Source organism: Bacteroides sp. OF03-11BH, assembly GCF_003604005.1.
GTDB classification, from domain to species: Bacteria; Bacteroidota; Bacteroidia; order Bacteroidales; family Bacteroidaceae; genus Bacteroides; species Bacteroides ovatus.
The window spans coordinates 65,880-82,118 of the sequence record NZ_QTMW01000024.1 but is presented as its reverse complement, the minus strand read 5'-3'; the positions used below and the strand labels follow the sequence as shown (position 1 = coordinate 82,118).

16 protein-coding genes and 1 pseudogene are annotated in these 16,239 nt (G+C 39.3%); 1 reads left to right on the top strand and 16 read right to left on the bottom strand.

Annotation, left to right across the window (positions count from 1 at the left end; genetic code table 11):
- Positions 1–46 precede the first annotated feature (46 nt).
- Positions 47–343: pseudogene (locus DXA54_RS17475) on the top strand (N-acetylmuramoyl-L-alanine amidase); the annotation flags it as partial.
- A 273-nt stretch (positions 344–616) separates the two neighbouring features.
- On the opposite strand, the gene DXA54_RS17470 reads toward DXA54_RS17475, so the two are convergent.
- From DXA54_RS17470 to DXA54_RS17400, 16 genes are all read right to left on the bottom strand, one after another.
- On the bottom strand, positions 617–1,054 hold the full coding sequence (locus tag DXA54_RS17470; protein WP_117937226.1) for a WbuC family cupin fold metalloprotein: 438 nt from the start codon (positions 1,052–1,054) through the stop codon (positions 617–619).
- 100 nt (positions 1,055–1,154) lie between these two features.
- Entirely contained in the window at positions 1,155–1,832 is a 678-nt protein-coding gene (locus tag DXA54_RS17465; protein WP_117937211.1) for a PIG-L deacetylase family protein, read from the bottom strand.
- A gap of 475 nt (positions 1,833–2,307) precedes the next feature.
- The gene (locus DXA54_RS28095) at positions 2,308–2,571 is read right to left on the bottom strand and encodes a hypothetical protein (RefSeq protein WP_133304694.1); all 264 of its coding nucleotides are present in this window, start codon (positions 2,569–2,571) and stop codon (positions 2,308–2,310) included.
- Between the two features lie 3 nt (positions 2,572–2,574).
- The gene (locus tag DXA54_RS17460; RefSeq protein ID WP_117937209.1) at positions 2,575–3,438 is read right to left on the bottom strand and encodes an NAD-dependent epimerase/dehydratase family protein; all 864 of its coding nucleotides are present in this window, start codon (positions 3,436–3,438) and stop codon (positions 2,575–2,577) included.
- A gap of 8 nt (positions 3,439–3,446) precedes the next feature.
- Positions 3,447–4,592, bottom strand: coding sequence for a biotin carboxylase (locus DXA54_RS17455; RefSeq protein ID WP_117937207.1), 1,146 nt, complete (start codon positions 4,590–4,592; stop codon positions 3,447–3,449).
- Positions 4,585–5,247 carry a sugar transferase gene (locus tag DXA54_RS17450; protein WP_207903513.1) on the bottom strand — a complete coding sequence of 221 codons (663 nt, stop codon included), beginning with the start codon at positions 5,245–5,247 and terminating at the stop codon, positions 4,585–4,587. Before DXA54_RS17450 ends, DXA54_RS17455 begins: the two co-directional genes overlap by 8 nt.
- A 309-nt stretch (positions 5,248–5,556) precedes the next feature.
- Positions 5,557–6,714 carry a glycosyltransferase gene (locus tag DXA54_RS17445; RefSeq protein WP_117937206.1) on the bottom strand — a complete coding sequence of 386 codons (1,158 nt, stop codon included), beginning with the start codon at positions 6,712–6,714 and terminating at the stop codon, positions 5,557–5,559.
- Between the two features lie 5 nt (positions 6,715–6,719).
- Positions 6,720–7,706: a glycosyltransferase family 2 protein gene (locus DXA54_RS17440; RefSeq protein WP_120080187.1), complete on the bottom strand. Its 987-nt coding sequence runs from the start codon at positions 7,704–7,706 to the stop codon at positions 6,720–6,722.
- Positions 7,703–8,413 carry an acyltransferase gene (locus tag DXA54_RS17435; protein ID WP_117937202.1) on the bottom strand — a complete coding sequence of 237 codons (711 nt, stop codon included), beginning with the start codon at positions 8,411–8,413 and terminating at the stop codon, positions 7,703–7,705. Before DXA54_RS17435 ends, DXA54_RS17440 begins: the two co-directional genes overlap by 4 nt.
- 3 nt (positions 8,414–8,416) lie before the next feature.
- A complete protein-coding gene (locus DXA54_RS17430; protein WP_117937200.1) occupies positions 8,417–9,232 on the bottom strand; it encodes a glycosyltransferase family 2 protein in 816 nt (271 codons plus the stop codon).
- Complete coding sequence (locus tag DXA54_RS28770) at positions 9,222–9,914, bottom strand: CatB-related O-acetyltransferase (RefSeq protein WP_117937198.1); 693 nt, start codon at positions 9,912–9,914, stop codon at positions 9,222–9,224. The genes DXA54_RS17430 and DXA54_RS28770 overlap by 11 nt, the downstream gene beginning before the upstream one ends.
- Before the next feature lie 11 nt (positions 9,915–9,925).
- Positions 9,926–11,065 carry a glycosyltransferase gene (locus DXA54_RS17420; protein WP_117937196.1) on the bottom strand — a complete coding sequence of 380 codons (1,140 nt, stop codon included), beginning with the start codon at positions 11,063–11,065 and terminating at the stop codon, positions 9,926–9,928.
- A 10-nt stretch (positions 11,066–11,075) separates the two neighbouring features.
- A complete protein-coding gene (locus tag DXA54_RS17415) occupies positions 11,076–12,149 on the bottom strand; it encodes a polysaccharide pyruvyl transferase family protein (RefSeq protein WP_117937195.1) in 1,074 nt (357 codons plus the stop codon).
- A complete protein-coding gene (locus tag DXA54_RS17410; protein ID WP_117937193.1) occupies positions 12,146–13,111 on the bottom strand; it encodes a capsular polysaccharide synthesis protein in 966 nt (321 codons plus the stop codon). The genes DXA54_RS17415 and DXA54_RS17410 overlap by 4 nt, the downstream gene beginning before the upstream one ends.
- The gene (locus tag DXA54_RS17405; RefSeq protein WP_117937191.1) at positions 13,108–14,637 is read right to left on the bottom strand and encodes an oligosaccharide flippase family protein; all 1,530 of its coding nucleotides are present in this window, start codon (positions 14,635–14,637) and stop codon (positions 13,108–13,110) included. The genes DXA54_RS17410 and DXA54_RS17405 overlap by 4 nt, the downstream gene beginning before the upstream one ends.
- Complete coding sequence (locus DXA54_RS17400) at positions 14,627–15,868, bottom strand: O-antigen ligase family protein (protein ID WP_158577287.1); 1,242 nt, start codon at positions 15,866–15,868, stop codon at positions 14,627–14,629. Before DXA54_RS17400 ends, DXA54_RS17405 begins: the two co-directional genes overlap by 11 nt.
- Positions 15,869–16,239 lie beyond the last annotated feature (371 nt).

The window sequence follows — 16,239 nt, the reverse complement described above, 5'->3', positions numbered from 1 at the left end:
ACCAAACCTCAAAGTGTAAAAGGTGCATTTCTTCGAATGCTTACTTTACATCACTCGTGATGGGGAGATTCACCGGGGACGTGCGTTAGAAAAGATCGGGGCACACTGCCGTAATCATAATGCCCATTCGGTTGGTGTTTGTTATGAGGGAGGACTGGATGCGAACGGAAAACCGAAAGATACGCGTACACTGGAACAAAAAGGAGCTTTGCTTGCTTTGTTGAGGGAGTTGAAAAGGCAGTTTCCGAAAGCACTGGTCGTGGGACACCGGGACTTAAATCCGATGAAAGGATGTCCGTGTTTTGATGCGGTGAATGAATATGCAGAAATAGCATCCTTTTAGGTTTCCACCACTAGCTTATTGTATAAAAAATATCAACGATCTTCACAGACAGTTGGTATTTTTGGAAATCATATTAGTGTTAACACTAATATGAAGAGCGAGATTAGGACAATACCACTATATTGCTCCTAATCTACTAAATGTAGGGATTCATGTTTGTCACATGAATCTAGGGACCTACATTTTTCCATTTCACTGTAAATGTTCAATTTTAACATAACGTATTGAAAGTACTTTCAGTACTTCCTATTCATTTCATCTGTTTTTCATCGTTTAACGAACATAAGCTCCATCTTTAGCCTCAAAAATGACAGATGGTTCAATCACTTCCACAGTATGCCATACCCCCTTTGGTACCTGACAACCATATTTGGTTTCTGTGGGATTGAGATGGATACGCTGTACTTCTCGATACTCAACCTTACGAGCTACATCTTGAGCGTCCATACCTTGTGTAAGTTCCTCCACACCATTCTCATACAGAATTACTTCCTCATAGATTACTTCGTCCAACTTACCACACAGGCAGATTACTGTTTCGGTAGTATTCTCATGTTGATGAATAGGGACAACTGTACCTGGAAGTAAAGCATTGAGCATTCTCTGGCTCGTGTCATTTGGTGAAGTGCGTAAATCGAAGTTTTGGCGTAAACGTGGGCTCTCTTTAGCCTCTACAAAGAGAACTTCAAGCAATTGTTTATTTATTTCCATACTATACATTCAATTATTGAGCATCCTCTTTGCTCTTCTAGGAACAAAGAGGTAAAAGCAAAATGCCCATAGACCTTTCATAAACTCCATAAACTACACATTAATATCTTCTCAATACAACTTGAAATGCTTCAGCATACTTACATCCCCATTGACTGCCTCGCATTGCTGCTAATCCCTCAATATATTCATTGCTACGAGGATGAGGGTAAGGCCGCATAACACCACGGTACATTGCCAACGCCTTGCACTTTGCTTTCACGCCTTCCATACCCACCTCAACATAACAGTTAGGACGGAATAAATTCATGGCATCATTGATAGCCCATTCACTACATGAAGGAACTTCCATATACCAAAATTCTTTCACTGGCTTCACACTTGGCTGACGTTGGAACAAACGGATAGCCTCCTGACAAGCCATTGAAGTCTGCAAATGATCATTGTTGGTATCAGCTGGATGATGAGTAATAATAATATCTGGTTCACTTTCACGGATTGCTTTCTCAATGAACTGCACCAGCTTCAAATGAGGCACAGTATTCATCTCAATATTGGGGAAGGTTGCCTCATACTTCTTATGTATACCCAAGAAACCAGCAGATGCATTCAAGTCATCATCCAATTCCTTGTCTTCGGGACGAAATGCACGAGCCTTTGCCTCCGTACACATTATTGCCACGTCAACCGTATTGCCATTATGCGACCACCTCCACATGGATGCACCTGCCCCGAGAACTTCGTCATCGGGATGTGCTACTACTAATAAATATTTCATTGCATTTGTCTTTATTTGTAAGCAGTCACTTTAGACCCGTTACAAGCCTAAAGCATTTATTTTTATAGTTATTTAACATATTGTTTACTTATCGACTTTATACAATAGCAACCAGTAGCTGCCATTTATGGGGGAAGGAGATATACAAGTTCATCCGTATTCTTTATCCGACGGAAGACGTCGCACAGATACTGTTGTAGATTGAGTTTATGATTGCAGATGTTGACAAACACCGATTACAGGCAGGCAAAACACCTTTCCACTTCCGGGTCCCAGTAACGCCTCTTTATCTCCCTACCCTCGTAGAAAAGCATGTCTACGATCCAGATAATCCTCCCTGCACCATTCGATACCTGCCTAAGTTTATACAACGACCTTCGCATGTGGAGCAGACAGACCACACGGACAATCAGCTCGCACACGTCATAGCACTTATACAGTGATACCCCATCAGGATAAAGGTATATCTTGCGCGTCACATCCTCAAGGCATTTCTGCTCCGCCTCCCTAGTGCAGCGACCACGGTTATGGAAGACGAACTGGGGAAACCTACGTAACGGAGAGTAGTGGCAGAATATACAGCGCTTGAAGTAGTGCTCTTTCGGCTCCACATCCTCACCAATCTCAATGATGTATCAGGCAGAGAATCCGGTTTCAGGATTATCACATCCCTACAGGATTCGGAATTCACCGCCTCACAGTCCGCATCCTCGGTCTGCTGCTCCCCATGACGATACATTCTTTATTTATCATTTTCTGTTTGTTCAACAGAATCTCTGAAACTAACCACACAATATTGATAATTAAAGTAGTCCGAGAGTTTCTGGGTGTAGTTGTCGTTTCCCAATCCTCTGCGAATCTTTCGCGTCATCTTCACGGCAATCCAGATGATAGGATTGAATATAGAAGGAGTGTGTAATACCCTGCCGTGAGCCATTGCTATTGCTTGAATCAAGTCACAAGTCGAGACCAACTCTTTATTCTGCGGAGTCAACACACCATCAAGCTCTGTGTCAATCACCATGCGGATGAATTCGCAGAGGTTGTCGATATAAATCATGCTCTTCTTGTTCGGATAATTTGGAAAGAATGGAACTTTCAACGCAAGCTTTACTACGGTGTTATAATTGCCTTTACAACCTTTACCATAAACAAACGGAGGACGGACATAAGACACTTTGAACGTTTTATCTTCAAGTTCTCGCAATCCCAAGTCACCTTGATACTTGCTATCGCCATAGAAACTGGTTGGTTTCTCACAGTCACGACTCTTCAGGTCATCACAGAAATCACCGTAAACATTCATCGAACTGAAGTGAATAAAGTGCTTCACACCATGTTCCTTCGCCCATTTGCCGAGAGTAATCGGCAGGTCGCAGTTGATGGCATAGAACTTCGGACGCATCTCTTCGGTTATATTGTTGATGTGAGCCAAACCTGCCAGATTCACTACAGTCTCGTACTGGCTGAAATCCGCTTCTGTCTTCCAGCGACCATCTCTTGAAGACACAATACCAGTCTTATACTCCGTAGAAAAGATGTCGAGCCAAGCCTTTATCTTGATTCCAATATAGCTATCGTCGCCGATTATCAGAACTCTTCTCATTTTGAAAACTACTTAAATTGCTCCCAATTTTTTATCACCGCATCCCATGGGGCACGATCTTCTTTATCATAAATATACACGCACTTTGCATCCTTGAAGTCGCGTAGCCATTCTGCCAAGCTCACCATTCCACCATCAACTCGCTTGCCAAAGTCAATCACTTCGCTCATTGAGGTGAACGGCTCAAACTCTTTCCTGTCAGCAGGGGCGATGTAGCCATTCTCCATGCCTTTCACCCAGAGATAGTCTAGCGGCATTCCAGCAAACTTACAGGTCGGATTCCAGGCCGAAGCACGGAAGTTGGTTTCCATAAAATAGTACGTTCCGTCCTTATCTATCAGGAACTCCACCTCAAATATTCCTTCATAGCCAATCTCCTCAAACATCGCTTGCAACTTCTCCTCCATCTCCTTATCCTCGAACATACACACATCATGGTAAGGCGAATAGTAACCCTGAATCAGATACTTCCATTTCATCTGGGTGATAATCTGTATATCCTTTCCATGATTAATTGTATATCCTTCCAAAGCCATCTCATTTTGCTTGTCCACAAAGTGTTGAATCATAATCAACGGACTTGCTATTTGCTTGATGGCATCCTTCAACTCCTGTTCGTTCCAGCAAACAAAAACGTCGTTCTTCCAGTTGCCTGAGTTTGGCGAAATATCCTTCGTGATAATTGGATACCACAGACCTTCCGGCAACGGGTCTTCCTTGCTAATCACGTAACTATCCAGCACATTAAATCCATGCTTCTTTGCCAACTGCTGAATCTCGTACTTATCCATGAACTCATTGATGCGACCAGCTCGGCCGGCATTGTAAGTAATGAACTTGTCCTTCCACTCGTCGTAGTGCAAGTCAAAGTATCCCACCGATTTGTCATCTGAGAACACAATGTACGGTTTTTTGCCCGTCTCGACAGCCACATTGCCATACGTGTTCATCAGCAATTCATATCCCTCCTCTACCAAGCCAACACGGTGAAGTTTTGAGATATACTTACTGAGGCAAGCCGTCTCGTAACGACGTTTCACCGAAATATACACTGGATTGATACCATTCTCACCGAAGGCACGAATCATATTCAGCGGATTGTAATGCTCCAAGGCAAATACAATGCATAGATGTCCATTATAACTGTTATTCATTGTTCTTCTTGTATTTACTTTCGTCTTTATAAACACCGTCACCTGTCAAGACCACTTTGATTATACCAAAGAAAATCTTGACATCGAGCCACAGGCTCTGCTGCTCTACATAGTCAGCATCAAACTCCATCTGCAAATCACGCTCTGCAGCACGGTCATACACATCGATGGTGCAGAACATGCCAGGAGCCACATCATATCGCTTGAGGAAGCGAGCATCATCCTTGTATGGCTCAAACTCAAAATCCAAAATTGGTCTCGGTCCGATTATCGCCATCTGTCCAATAATGACGTTGAACATCTGTGGCAATTCATCAAGACTTGTCCTCCGAAGGACAGCACCGACCCTAGTAATTCTGCTATCACTAGCCGAAGTTGCCACACCTCCCTTTTCAAAAGCGTGATTACACATTGTTCTAAACTTGCAAATCCTGAACTCCTTCATTCCCTTGCCAAGACGTTCTTGACGGAACAACACAGGACCAGGACTATCCATTTTGATAGCAATAGCAATAATCAACATCGGCAACCCACACACTGCCAAACCTAAGATTGATAGCGTGATACCGATAAGTGGTTTAAAAAAGCTTCTATACATGAGCATAATTTTAATTCTTGATTCGAACTTATCAACTTTTAGCCATTTTTTAACCATTCTTCCTATTCCAACCGATAACACTCAAATTAGAGCATCCACCTTTGGAAAGACACTTAGAGTGCCCTAAACTGAGTATAGTTAAATAATTCGATTGAATTTAACATTGGCTTGTAGCCAAAAGATGTTATCAGAAACCATATTAGCATAATTCGTTAGCGTCTAAAAATGACATATAGTCTTTTAGAAAGCCGTTTTTGACGTTTTTCGTTAAAGTATGTCATAATCAAATTTGTTTTTTAATTTATTAATGCCGATGCCGTTAATGGCGTCAGTTTTGGACGCTTACCTTTATTCGACTAACTACAATTATTTACGTAAATGAACAGTCAGACGATTTCTATCTTCCAAGAAAAACTTTTTGACGTACTCCGAATCAAAGTTATTCTTCACTTTTGCATATACATTCTCGGACAACTGCTTATACTCATCTTTGCCAAGTGCGTATGCCATAAGCATTGCTGCATATAATGAATCAGCAGATTTGACATCACAGACAAAGCCTGTTTTTCTATCTTCTATTAAATCAATCATCCCATTGATGCGAGTTACAATAGATGGTATACCAAGGGCTCCGGCCTCAAGGATTGTATTTGGAAATCCCTCACGATAACTTGGAATAACAAAATAATCTGCAGAAGCATGATACTTCTCCGGATTGCTAACACCACCTGTGAATACAACATTGTTCATGGAACGTGCCTTTGCCAACAACGACTGGTTCAACGAATCTATTTCGTCAGGGGCTCCCACCACAAACAAGAACGTATCGCTCTTGTCTAACCGCATGAAAGCTTCCAGAAGTTCGTTCACTCCCTTCTGAGGAACTATTCTACCAACAAAGCAAAAGACCTTTGTGCTCTCGCCAATGCCATACTGTGTATGTATCTCTTTTCGCCATTCCGCCTTCTTCTCTATATTGAACCGTGACATGTTCACTCCCTGAGCACTACCTTTACCCAGCACATTTCCTTTCCAATCAGGGAAAAGTCCTTCTCTGATTGCCAACTTTTGATTGAGCAGACTGTCAGGTTGCACATTAGTAGAAAGCATACAAGTGAACCTCTCCAAGAATTTAAAGAACTTGTGCTTCCATCCTACATAATCAGGATAAGGCATGCCCCACTGACAGAATATACGAACTGGAGTTCTAGCTAAGAAACCTGCCATGGCTGCATAAAGGCTAGCATTTGATGACGCGTACTGTATTACATCAAAGCGTTCCCTTCTAAATATTTTAAATAGTCTATATGTGCATTTCAGAACCTCGATGGGATTGACGGCCCCACGATTCATCTCTACTGGGATGTATGTCAGGGGAGCTATCTTGTTATCGCTAAAATCGTCACACGGCTGACAGATGATATAACCATTATAGCCATAGTCTGATACATATGTCAGCATCGGCACCATAATCTTAGCCGTGCCAGGTCGTGTGGTAATTCCGCAAATTTTAATCGTCTTCATATCTATTAGTTCTTCATTCGTTTAATGCGCAACTGTAACAATTTTGCTGTCACTCTTAGCCCAAAGAGTTTCTTTGCTATTGCCACCTTCTTTACTTTAGGATCTTTGGTATAGTTCAACAGATAGCTGTACTGCTTTAGATATTGATACTTATTCTCTGCAAGCTCTCTATCAAGATAGTCCAGATAACCAAGGATTATACTATATTCGTAGGCAAGGAAAGAGTAAAGACAAAACTTTGCTTCTTGCGTAATCTTTCGAAATTCAATCTTAGCAATCTCTGTCTCTAAAATATCTATCAAACTATCTATGTTGCGTTGTCCTATGTTGTGTGTAATTGAGCCAGCGACTCCTTGCCTGTAGGCATATACATATTCGTTGACGAAAAGGCTACTCTGCGAAGCTTCCAGTAGATTGATAAACCATGGTATATCTTCCGAAAGCTGGCCTCTCTTGAAATTCACTTTGTTCTCAATCAATACGTGCTTTTTTATCATCTTAGTCCAAGCACTCATCACAATTGAACTTGTCTTAGTCAGCAGGCAAATTGTTTCGCTGTTGCTGTGTGGCTTTGCCAGTTCATCAACGTACTTCGCCCACGGCTTGCACGTATTACTGTCTGAATAATAGTAGCTGCAATTGAAGCCAATAAAGTCAACCTCTGGAAACTCCTTTGCTTTTGCAACTAGATGCTCCAGATTGTCTTTACCCAGCCAAAAATCATCACCATCCACAAACACGACATACTCACCTGTTGCATATTCCAATCCATAGTTTCTGGCATCCGACAGTCCGCCATTCAGCTTGTGTAGTGCTTTTACGCGACTGTCTTTCTTTGCCCATTCGTCACACTTGGCCGGACAGTTGTCTGGTGAGCCGTCATCAACAAGCATCACTTCTATATCAGAGTACGTCTGGCACAGTATGCTTTCTACACATTGATCAATGTATTGCTCAACTTTGTAAATAGGAATTATAAAAGAAACCTTCATTCTATACCTGCTGCTTTCAAAAAATCTTCAAAATCTTTATACTTAGCTTTATGACTATTCTTGTAATGTTCATAAGCTGGTCCCAATTGAAATTTTATTATTTCTGCTAATTCGGGATAAACCTCAATTTTGTCACCATCAATAAACAGGACAAATTCTTCTCTAAAGTCCGTAAGGACAGGCCTCCTGTCAAATCGTTCCTGAATACTCTTGGCATAAGCCATCGCTTCGCTTATACACTTATTCTTTCGCTTCTCATAGTATTCATCTAATCCGATTATGGGTTTACATGGAACTCCGCCAGCAATACAGTTTGAAGGTACATCCTTTGTCACAATACTACCAGCAGCAATGAATACATTATCTCCTATAGTCACACCTTTTAGAACCGTACAATTAATACCAAACCTGACATTATCACCTATAATTACATGTCCAGATGATGGTATGAAATCCTTATATAAGTTCCGAAAGATGCCAGAAACAAAATCATGAGTTACTAATGTGAAATTCCTATTGATTGCCACATTATTCCCAATTCTTATCAAGGAAGGTCGAGTTACATCAATATTAATCGTTGTTGTATTATATACAACCAAATTATCTCCAATCTCAATTCCCTTGTTCTTTAACCATTTTATATATGCTTTCGCACCTAAATGTTTGGCTATCTCACGATATGCGACCTCGTATATTTTTGACAGCATAATTTATCCTTTATTTGATATTTTATATTTGCGCAAGGTTCTATGAATTTGATTTTTAAAGGCTATTAAATACCATCGATAGAGGTGTAGATATACAACAAGAGTATTATTGTACTTCTTTTTAAAAGAAAGCAAACGGTCTTTGCTTTCTTTTTTTAATGACAATGTTCCAGAAACTCCTCCGTCTGTCATATTGGTTACGACAGCGCTAAAACCATAAAAATCTATTCCTGCCTTATAAGCGCGGTTGAACCAGTCTATGTCGGCACTAATCTGGAAACGATCATCATAATAGCCTACCTTCTCATAAATACTTTTCGGAACAATTGTGGCTGGATGAGTCAGTCCCATACTATCATGTCGGTAGGCTCTTGCCAAGTCTTCAGATGATATAGTTTTGGAAACGAACAACAATGTACCATCAACAGAGATATAGTTCATTCTGCCAATAAGGATTGTATTCTTAGCCTGCTGTGTGTTTTGTTGTTGGTCAACTTCCCATATCTTTGTCAAAGCGTCTGGCTCCATATAGTCGTCGCTATTCACTATCCATACATATTTGCCTGAAGCCCATTTGCATCCTTTATTAAATGCATCATATATACCCTTGTCCGGCTCGGACCTCCATTTCATGTGTCCGTTAAACAATGGTTCATATTTTTGTATAATACTAAGAGTAGTATCTTTTGATACACCATCAACAATCAAATATTCATAATCTGTAAATTGTTGACTAAGGACAGATTTTATAGTTCGTTCAATAGTTTTCTCACTATTATAACAAACAGTAACAATCGTTATAAACGGATTAATGCTCATTACAATGTTTTATATTACAATAAACTTCAATATCTTTGAATTCTTGAGAATGTTCTTTTATCCATCTGATCGGTTTGTCCCACCATGGATTAGAAAGTAGCTTTTCAATTTGTTGCTCGTTAAATCTATACTTAATGACTTTCGCAGGAACGCCACCTACTATTGCATATGGTGGCACATCTTTTGTCACAACCGCTCCCGCTGCTATAATAGCCCCATGTCCGATAGTAACGCCCCCCAATATAGTTGCACGAGATCCAATCCATACATCATTTCCGACAATGACTCCATAACTGTCAACTGTCAAATACTCTTCAAAGCAGTTCTTGTCAACAAATGAATCGAGGCATTGTTTAGCGGTGCTAAAAAATACTGGAGACGTGGACACGAAAGTGTGAGATGGATGTGTAGCTAAAAGAACTTTTACCGACTCTCCGATGCTACAGAACGCACCAATCCTGCAATGCTCTAATTTACAGCCTTCCTGTATGTAGGTAAAAGAACCTACCTCACTGTCCTTGATGTTTGTGTTGCGGTGAATCCAGACATTTGTGCCAAGCTTTGTAGCAGGATTGAACAGTACACCCGATGACAGGCGAACATTATTATGCTTGTAGGCTATTCGTTTGATTTGTCGCCAACAACCTACAAGGAATCTGCGGAATATATTGTCTGTTGTCATGATGTTGAGTGTCAAAACCTGTTACATAACTCCTTCAAGAAGTTCTTGAGACCATACTTACGAATAACAGAGAGACCTGACTCCAACGATGCTGTGTAAAGGTATGTTACACCACTGACTCCATATTTCTGCTCCGTACAGTCAGTATCGTACAAGAATATCTCTTCCCCCTCAACTCTGTCTATAACTCCCATCTCGACTGGCCTGTAGGTCAAGGCAAAGGATTTTACCTTTGGCAGTTTTACTTTTTGCGAAGTAAGCCAGAAACGTCTTTTCTGTCTGTTCCCTTTAGTGCCATTAATATCTACGCAACATTCTTCCTCTGAAAGGCCAAGAGATTTATATATGGCTTTATTCTCAAAGAAACCATCATAGCACACAGCTTCTTCGGCTGAGTCTGGAAAGGAGAAGTCGGTTTTCTTTCCTTGTTGGAGTGTTGTCTGGAAAATATAACTGACATCTTCAGAAGAGTGTTCGCCCTGTTCTGTATAATTGGTTGTCAATGAAACATAAGGATGGAGGAAATATTTGTCGGTCTCGATGCAGTACCGGGTGTGATATTTCAACCACGATTTACTCCAACAGCAGATAATTTCTGGTAGATGTGGTTCAGACGTGAACTCCTGATGTTCAAGATACCACGCATGAAACTCGTTCCACTGAGGTTTCATCCACACTTCTCCCCACGACATGGCACAATTCATAAAGTAGCCATCATATTCGTTCTTTACTGGGATGAATGAAGTACGAGTGAGATAGTTACAGCTAAAACTGTATAAGCTTATCCCGCACACTTCTTTACTATCCATATACTTGTCGGATGCTTGTCGGGTATAGGTATAGAAGCATGGCGATACGACAAGATCGTCTTCAAGAATAATCAATGTATCAAATTTTTCAAACCACTCTCCTAAACTCATCATATGATTGCGCAGGCCCAAGTTCTTCTCATGCTTTCGGACAATCCTTTCGCCGTGTGGCCAATGATAGTCATCAGCGAACTTCTCGACAGCATCTGTTTTGCTCTTGTCTATACTAATAATCAGCGTTGGTCTTTCGTCACCATATTCCGCATTTTCCAAAGACTTTAGCAATCGAGTCAATGAGTCTATCCTGTTGTATGTGACAGCTATTATAGCTATTTTGTTCATTGCAGTTCTATTATATCGATTTCAAATACCTCAATGTCCTGTTTCTCAAATTTTGCAATCTCAGGTCAACCGCGACATAGTCAATGGAATCTGTGATTACAGGTATTGGAGAATATGGTGCAAGAAACCGGTTGGATAGGCCACAGTTATCTAAAAGAGTTTTTGCTCTCGCAGCATTTACCTTAAAAGACACATAAAATTCTTTATGAAAGATGATTGAAAATGCCAGTCCATGAAACGAGGAAGAAAGAACATATTCAGCGTTTCTAATGAGGTTCACGAAATCATCTGGACCTACAGTTTGCACATCAGAATGATTAGTGATACATTTAGAGTTCCCATCAATATATTTTACATCCAGCCCCTTAGACTGCGCAAATTGCTGAATGACAGTATAATCAAAACATCCATTCAGTGCATATACAAGTAAATATTTTCTGCCATCGAATTTTTGCAGCTTTATTATTTTATTCCAATCATTGATGGTCAGAAGGAGAGTCGGATCGAGTGTAAGATAAACGTCCTTGAAGCCCAGTTTCTCAACATATTCCTTCAAATCGCCCTCGCGAACAGACATTTGAGAGAAATGTCCTATATAGTCTTTCAAAAGTGCATCATCTTCTGAATTGTGAGGAAGAATTCCCATGCTTGCAGAAAAAGCCACGTGTCTTGATGCCTTGAATTGATTACACGCGAAATAAACAGGATTATACTTATTCAGACCAGGCTGCTTTCTCCATATTTGGTCACTACCATAAACTATAACATCAAAACATTCACAGACAGGCTTTGATTGAGGTGATATATATCTGTTTATGAATGAAGTGAAAACTTTTCTTCTTTCACAGTTAGCTTTAAAGTTAACAATGGAGTTCCGCAAATAGAATATCGAATCTTTGACTGTAGGCATTGTAAAAAAACGATGAAACGAAAATATGGAATATTGCTCTTGGTGATATTTCGGCCAATAATCAACAAAATAAGGAGTGTGTCCTAAACTTGACAAAATGTATGACGTTGCCAAAGCTTGTAGGCACCCTCCAAAATTGTAAGGTTTATGGAACGTAACTATGCCCACTTTCATAATTTATACTTATCGATTAATTCCCCATGGAAAGTTGTCTTTCCGTAAACCTCATTTTGGTATACAACTTTCTGGGTCAGTTTAAAAGCTCCGGTATCACTCGTCATCTCTGCCCATTTATTTGCGTCAAACGGATTGTTCATTGCCAGATATAAATCATAGAGATGTGAATTATTATAATGAATATTGTCGATTACTTGCTTTATGCGAGGTACAGTATCGTAGCCAATTTTAATAATAAAATTCTGGATGAAATAGTCAATTGTTCCTATGTGCTCTTTATAATATGCACACATTCCATCAAAAGCAAACTTGGTAACGATATTACCTTTCTTACCGTACATGAAGAAACCACTCCACATACATCCTGAAACAACTTGCCCAATCATATACTCTTTGTACACATGATCAAGTTTAATAGACCAAAACTCGGCATTGGTGTTTATAAACTGATAGAAGTTTTTGCATGTCCATACCGAGGAATCTATCCACAAACCACCCTGAAAGTACAAAAGAGCTTCGCGCAGGATGTCGGAGAACTGTGTAATAGTAAGATAACCACAATTCAATCTCTCCAATACATGCTCTGGTATCGTGACATAATCTTTATAGTTGTCCTGAGTTATCAAGTGAATCTTGTAACCCTGCGGAATATTTTCATTCAAGCTCTTGAAACATTTCTTGCATAGCTCCGGCATATTGTTGTAACCTTGCCACCAACAAACCCAGATATTTTTACTGTCATCTTCTAAACAAATGTTATTATTTGAATTGTATTGATCTATCTGGTCTGACAAGAAGTTCTCAAGATATTCATACACAATATTGATATACTTATCTCTATCCTTCTGCCAATTTCTCCACATTTGCTTATAGTAGAAATGCCTCAAACTAAAAAAAAGCCCGAAATCTTTAATTGCCAAACGCAGTTTCTTAAACTCATCTATACAATAATCAATCATAAGTTATATATTTTTTGTTTTATCTTGCTTTTTACCGTCTGCCTTTCTGCTTTCGTCATTCCCAACAGCCAAACAGACACACACATCATCAGGCAGGAAATGAAGAAACAAATAATCATATTACTCAACGAGTCTTCTGTCACAATGTGATACAGCAATGGGAGTGATGCCGCAAAAAGTGTCACTAAAACCGATGGAATAAAGATGCCTCTTACGACATCAATCATTTTTATATTGACCAACGCGCAGGACATTTCTATTCTAACCAGAGCTGCTATGAAACCAATAACTACATGCACTACAAATACTGAATATGCATCAAATCCTAACTTCAGAAAAATGTAGGATACTGGCAAGATTAATATAAGCAGTCCGCTGACTATTATCTGATACCTCTTTATGTTGCCTGTAGCTTGTATTGCCTTGCCGAAAGGGTTTGATACAGCATCGTACATTGTGGTTAGGAGTATCAAACGCATAAACAACGTAGTACACTCCGGTACTTCTACCAGCCATAACGAAAGGAGATAATCCGCCTCTATCATAATAGGTAATGACATGAAAAGAAGTAGAAAGTAAGAGTACTTGGAACTTGTAAACATCAGTTTACGCAAATAATCTACATCTCCCTTTGCATACGACTTTATAATTTGCGGGTCGATGGCAAGTTGGAAATTTCCGACAAACTGTGTTACAACTCCTTGAATTTGAACAGCAATTCCTCTTGCGGCATTCACAGATGGTGCAAAAAACATTCCTAACAAGACATTCAGTCCCTGAGTAAAGCCAATGTTGGCAAAACCTCCGAACATAGCCCAGCCTGTGAAACTATATATACTCCTTACTTTCGCCCATCTGATCTTCCAAACAACCGTTGTTTCTTTGAATTTGTATTTGCAATACAGATAATAAAGCAGTGGGATTGTTATCTGTACGATAGCAATTAACCCTGCGTAAACAATAAGTTTATCATAAGTTATTATATAAATAATATATGATATAGCAAGCTTTGAAAAGACCTCATATATGGAAATATAGGCAAACGCCTCCATCTTTTCGTGAGCTATAATAAGAGCGTTGTATGGGAAGCTTATAAAACTTACTACAAATGCAATAACTGAAAATTGGAATACTATCTGCGCTGCTCCTATTCGCTCGGCAGGTATTGCCAGCTTGTTGTTAACGAACCAACTACCAAAACTTTCAGCTAGGATAACCACTAGCACTGCAAGTGCAATGTAAATAATGACACAAGTGGAGAATGTTGACTTTAGCTCTTTAGTGTCGTTATTTCCCAAGTCGAAAGTAATAAAACGCTGTGTTGCTGAAACAAGACCAGCTCGTAGCACAGAGAACATAGCAACAAACCCTCCAACTACATTGTATATGCCAAAGTCTTCAACCCCTAACGAATCGAGAATTACTCTTGATGTATATAGACCTACAATAAGAGTAATAAACATCCGCACATAAAGCAGAATGGTATTTTTGGCTATTCGTTTATTGCTGGCTGAGTTATCTGACATAAGCCTTTAATTCTTTTGCATTCGTCCTAAGCAAAGCTGTATTATATCCAAGATATATAAAAAAGGACGGGAAAAGAATATAGGAATATGAAAACTGCAGGGAGACGATACCCAAGCATAACATCATAAAACTGAACATCTTGGTCTCCCCCCCATGTTGTAGACTTTTCAGAAACCGGAACGCTAAAATGCATAATATAAGTCCACCTCCAATTATACCAAAAGAAACCAAGAGTTCCAATTCAAGATTATGAGTATAACCACCTGTAGGTGTGAATAATCTATCGCTACCAAAGCCATATCCCAATAAAGTATTATCATTTCTAATAGCGTCCCATACATTCCCGTAAAACTCATCTCTATATGACGATTCTGACAAATTTGTCATTTGGTCCTCCAATATACTCCGGAAGACTCGGGTACTGAAACCAAACTGTTCCGCATAAAACGACAGGAAAAACATAATCGGAGTTAAAAAATAATAGAATAAAAAACAAAATATTATAACTATTAATTTTTTAAACACATTCTTTTTCTTGTGTGTGTTAAAGACAATCAGATATATGAGTATATAGAATGCTAAAACTATAATTGGTCCACGTGCTCCCATTGACAACAGCAAGAATGTACCTATTATGAACATTACCAAATCGCAGATATCGCGTCTCTTAATTGCATTATGGAAAAGGAAGAAAAGCGAGAATAGAAAACCGTAAGCCGTTTCCATCTGCTCTCCTAACGTATCGTCGAATGACTCTCCCATTTCTACAAAACCAAGCAAAAGACACGCTTGCCAGAATATCTGTGCCCAAAATCCAATTCTTGCAACTAGTAATAGAACATCCTTATCTCTATCATAAGACATGCATAAACCAACGAAAAAAAACGGCACGACATTCAAAAGAAACTTTTGGGCATTTTCTTCTACAAAATTTAACGAACTTGGATAAAGTGCAGGAGATAAGAGGAAGAATGTAACAAGAAAGAGATAAAACAATATATCCTTAACCGTTATTGACCTCTTTGCAATGTTACTTGCCATCAAAAAACCAATTACATATAAAGTAGGAGTAATTATGATTGTATATTCTCCCAAACCCGCTATGATGAAAAACGGAGAAATGAGTTTATATGACAATGGTACAAGAGCAGCAAAGAATATGAAGAACAAACCTTTCTGATCTTTAGATAAATTTGTAAATTGCTTGAAAATATTAAGTGATCCAATCATAAGTCTCATTCAAGTATATAGAGTGCAATTTCATTTGCACACCTCTTATAGCTTTGTGGAAGCAGGTGGCATCCATCCTTGGTTAACTTTCGTAACATCAAATTACCATCATAATGCAAAAAACGCGTCTATGTAAACAATGTTTCATTCTTTTGCTGTCAATTGGGTGCATTTTACAATTTTGAAGATGCCATCAATCATATTGCCACGTCATTAGGCATTGACGAAAAGGTTCTTCATTTCGCAAATGCAAAAGAATACCCATGGAATATTATACTAACTACCTCCAATCCATACTGTCCTGTGCAGAGAAAAGTTCCTACGGTAAGCGAGTAACGACGAAATTAAAAATGCCAACAAAATGATTGAAT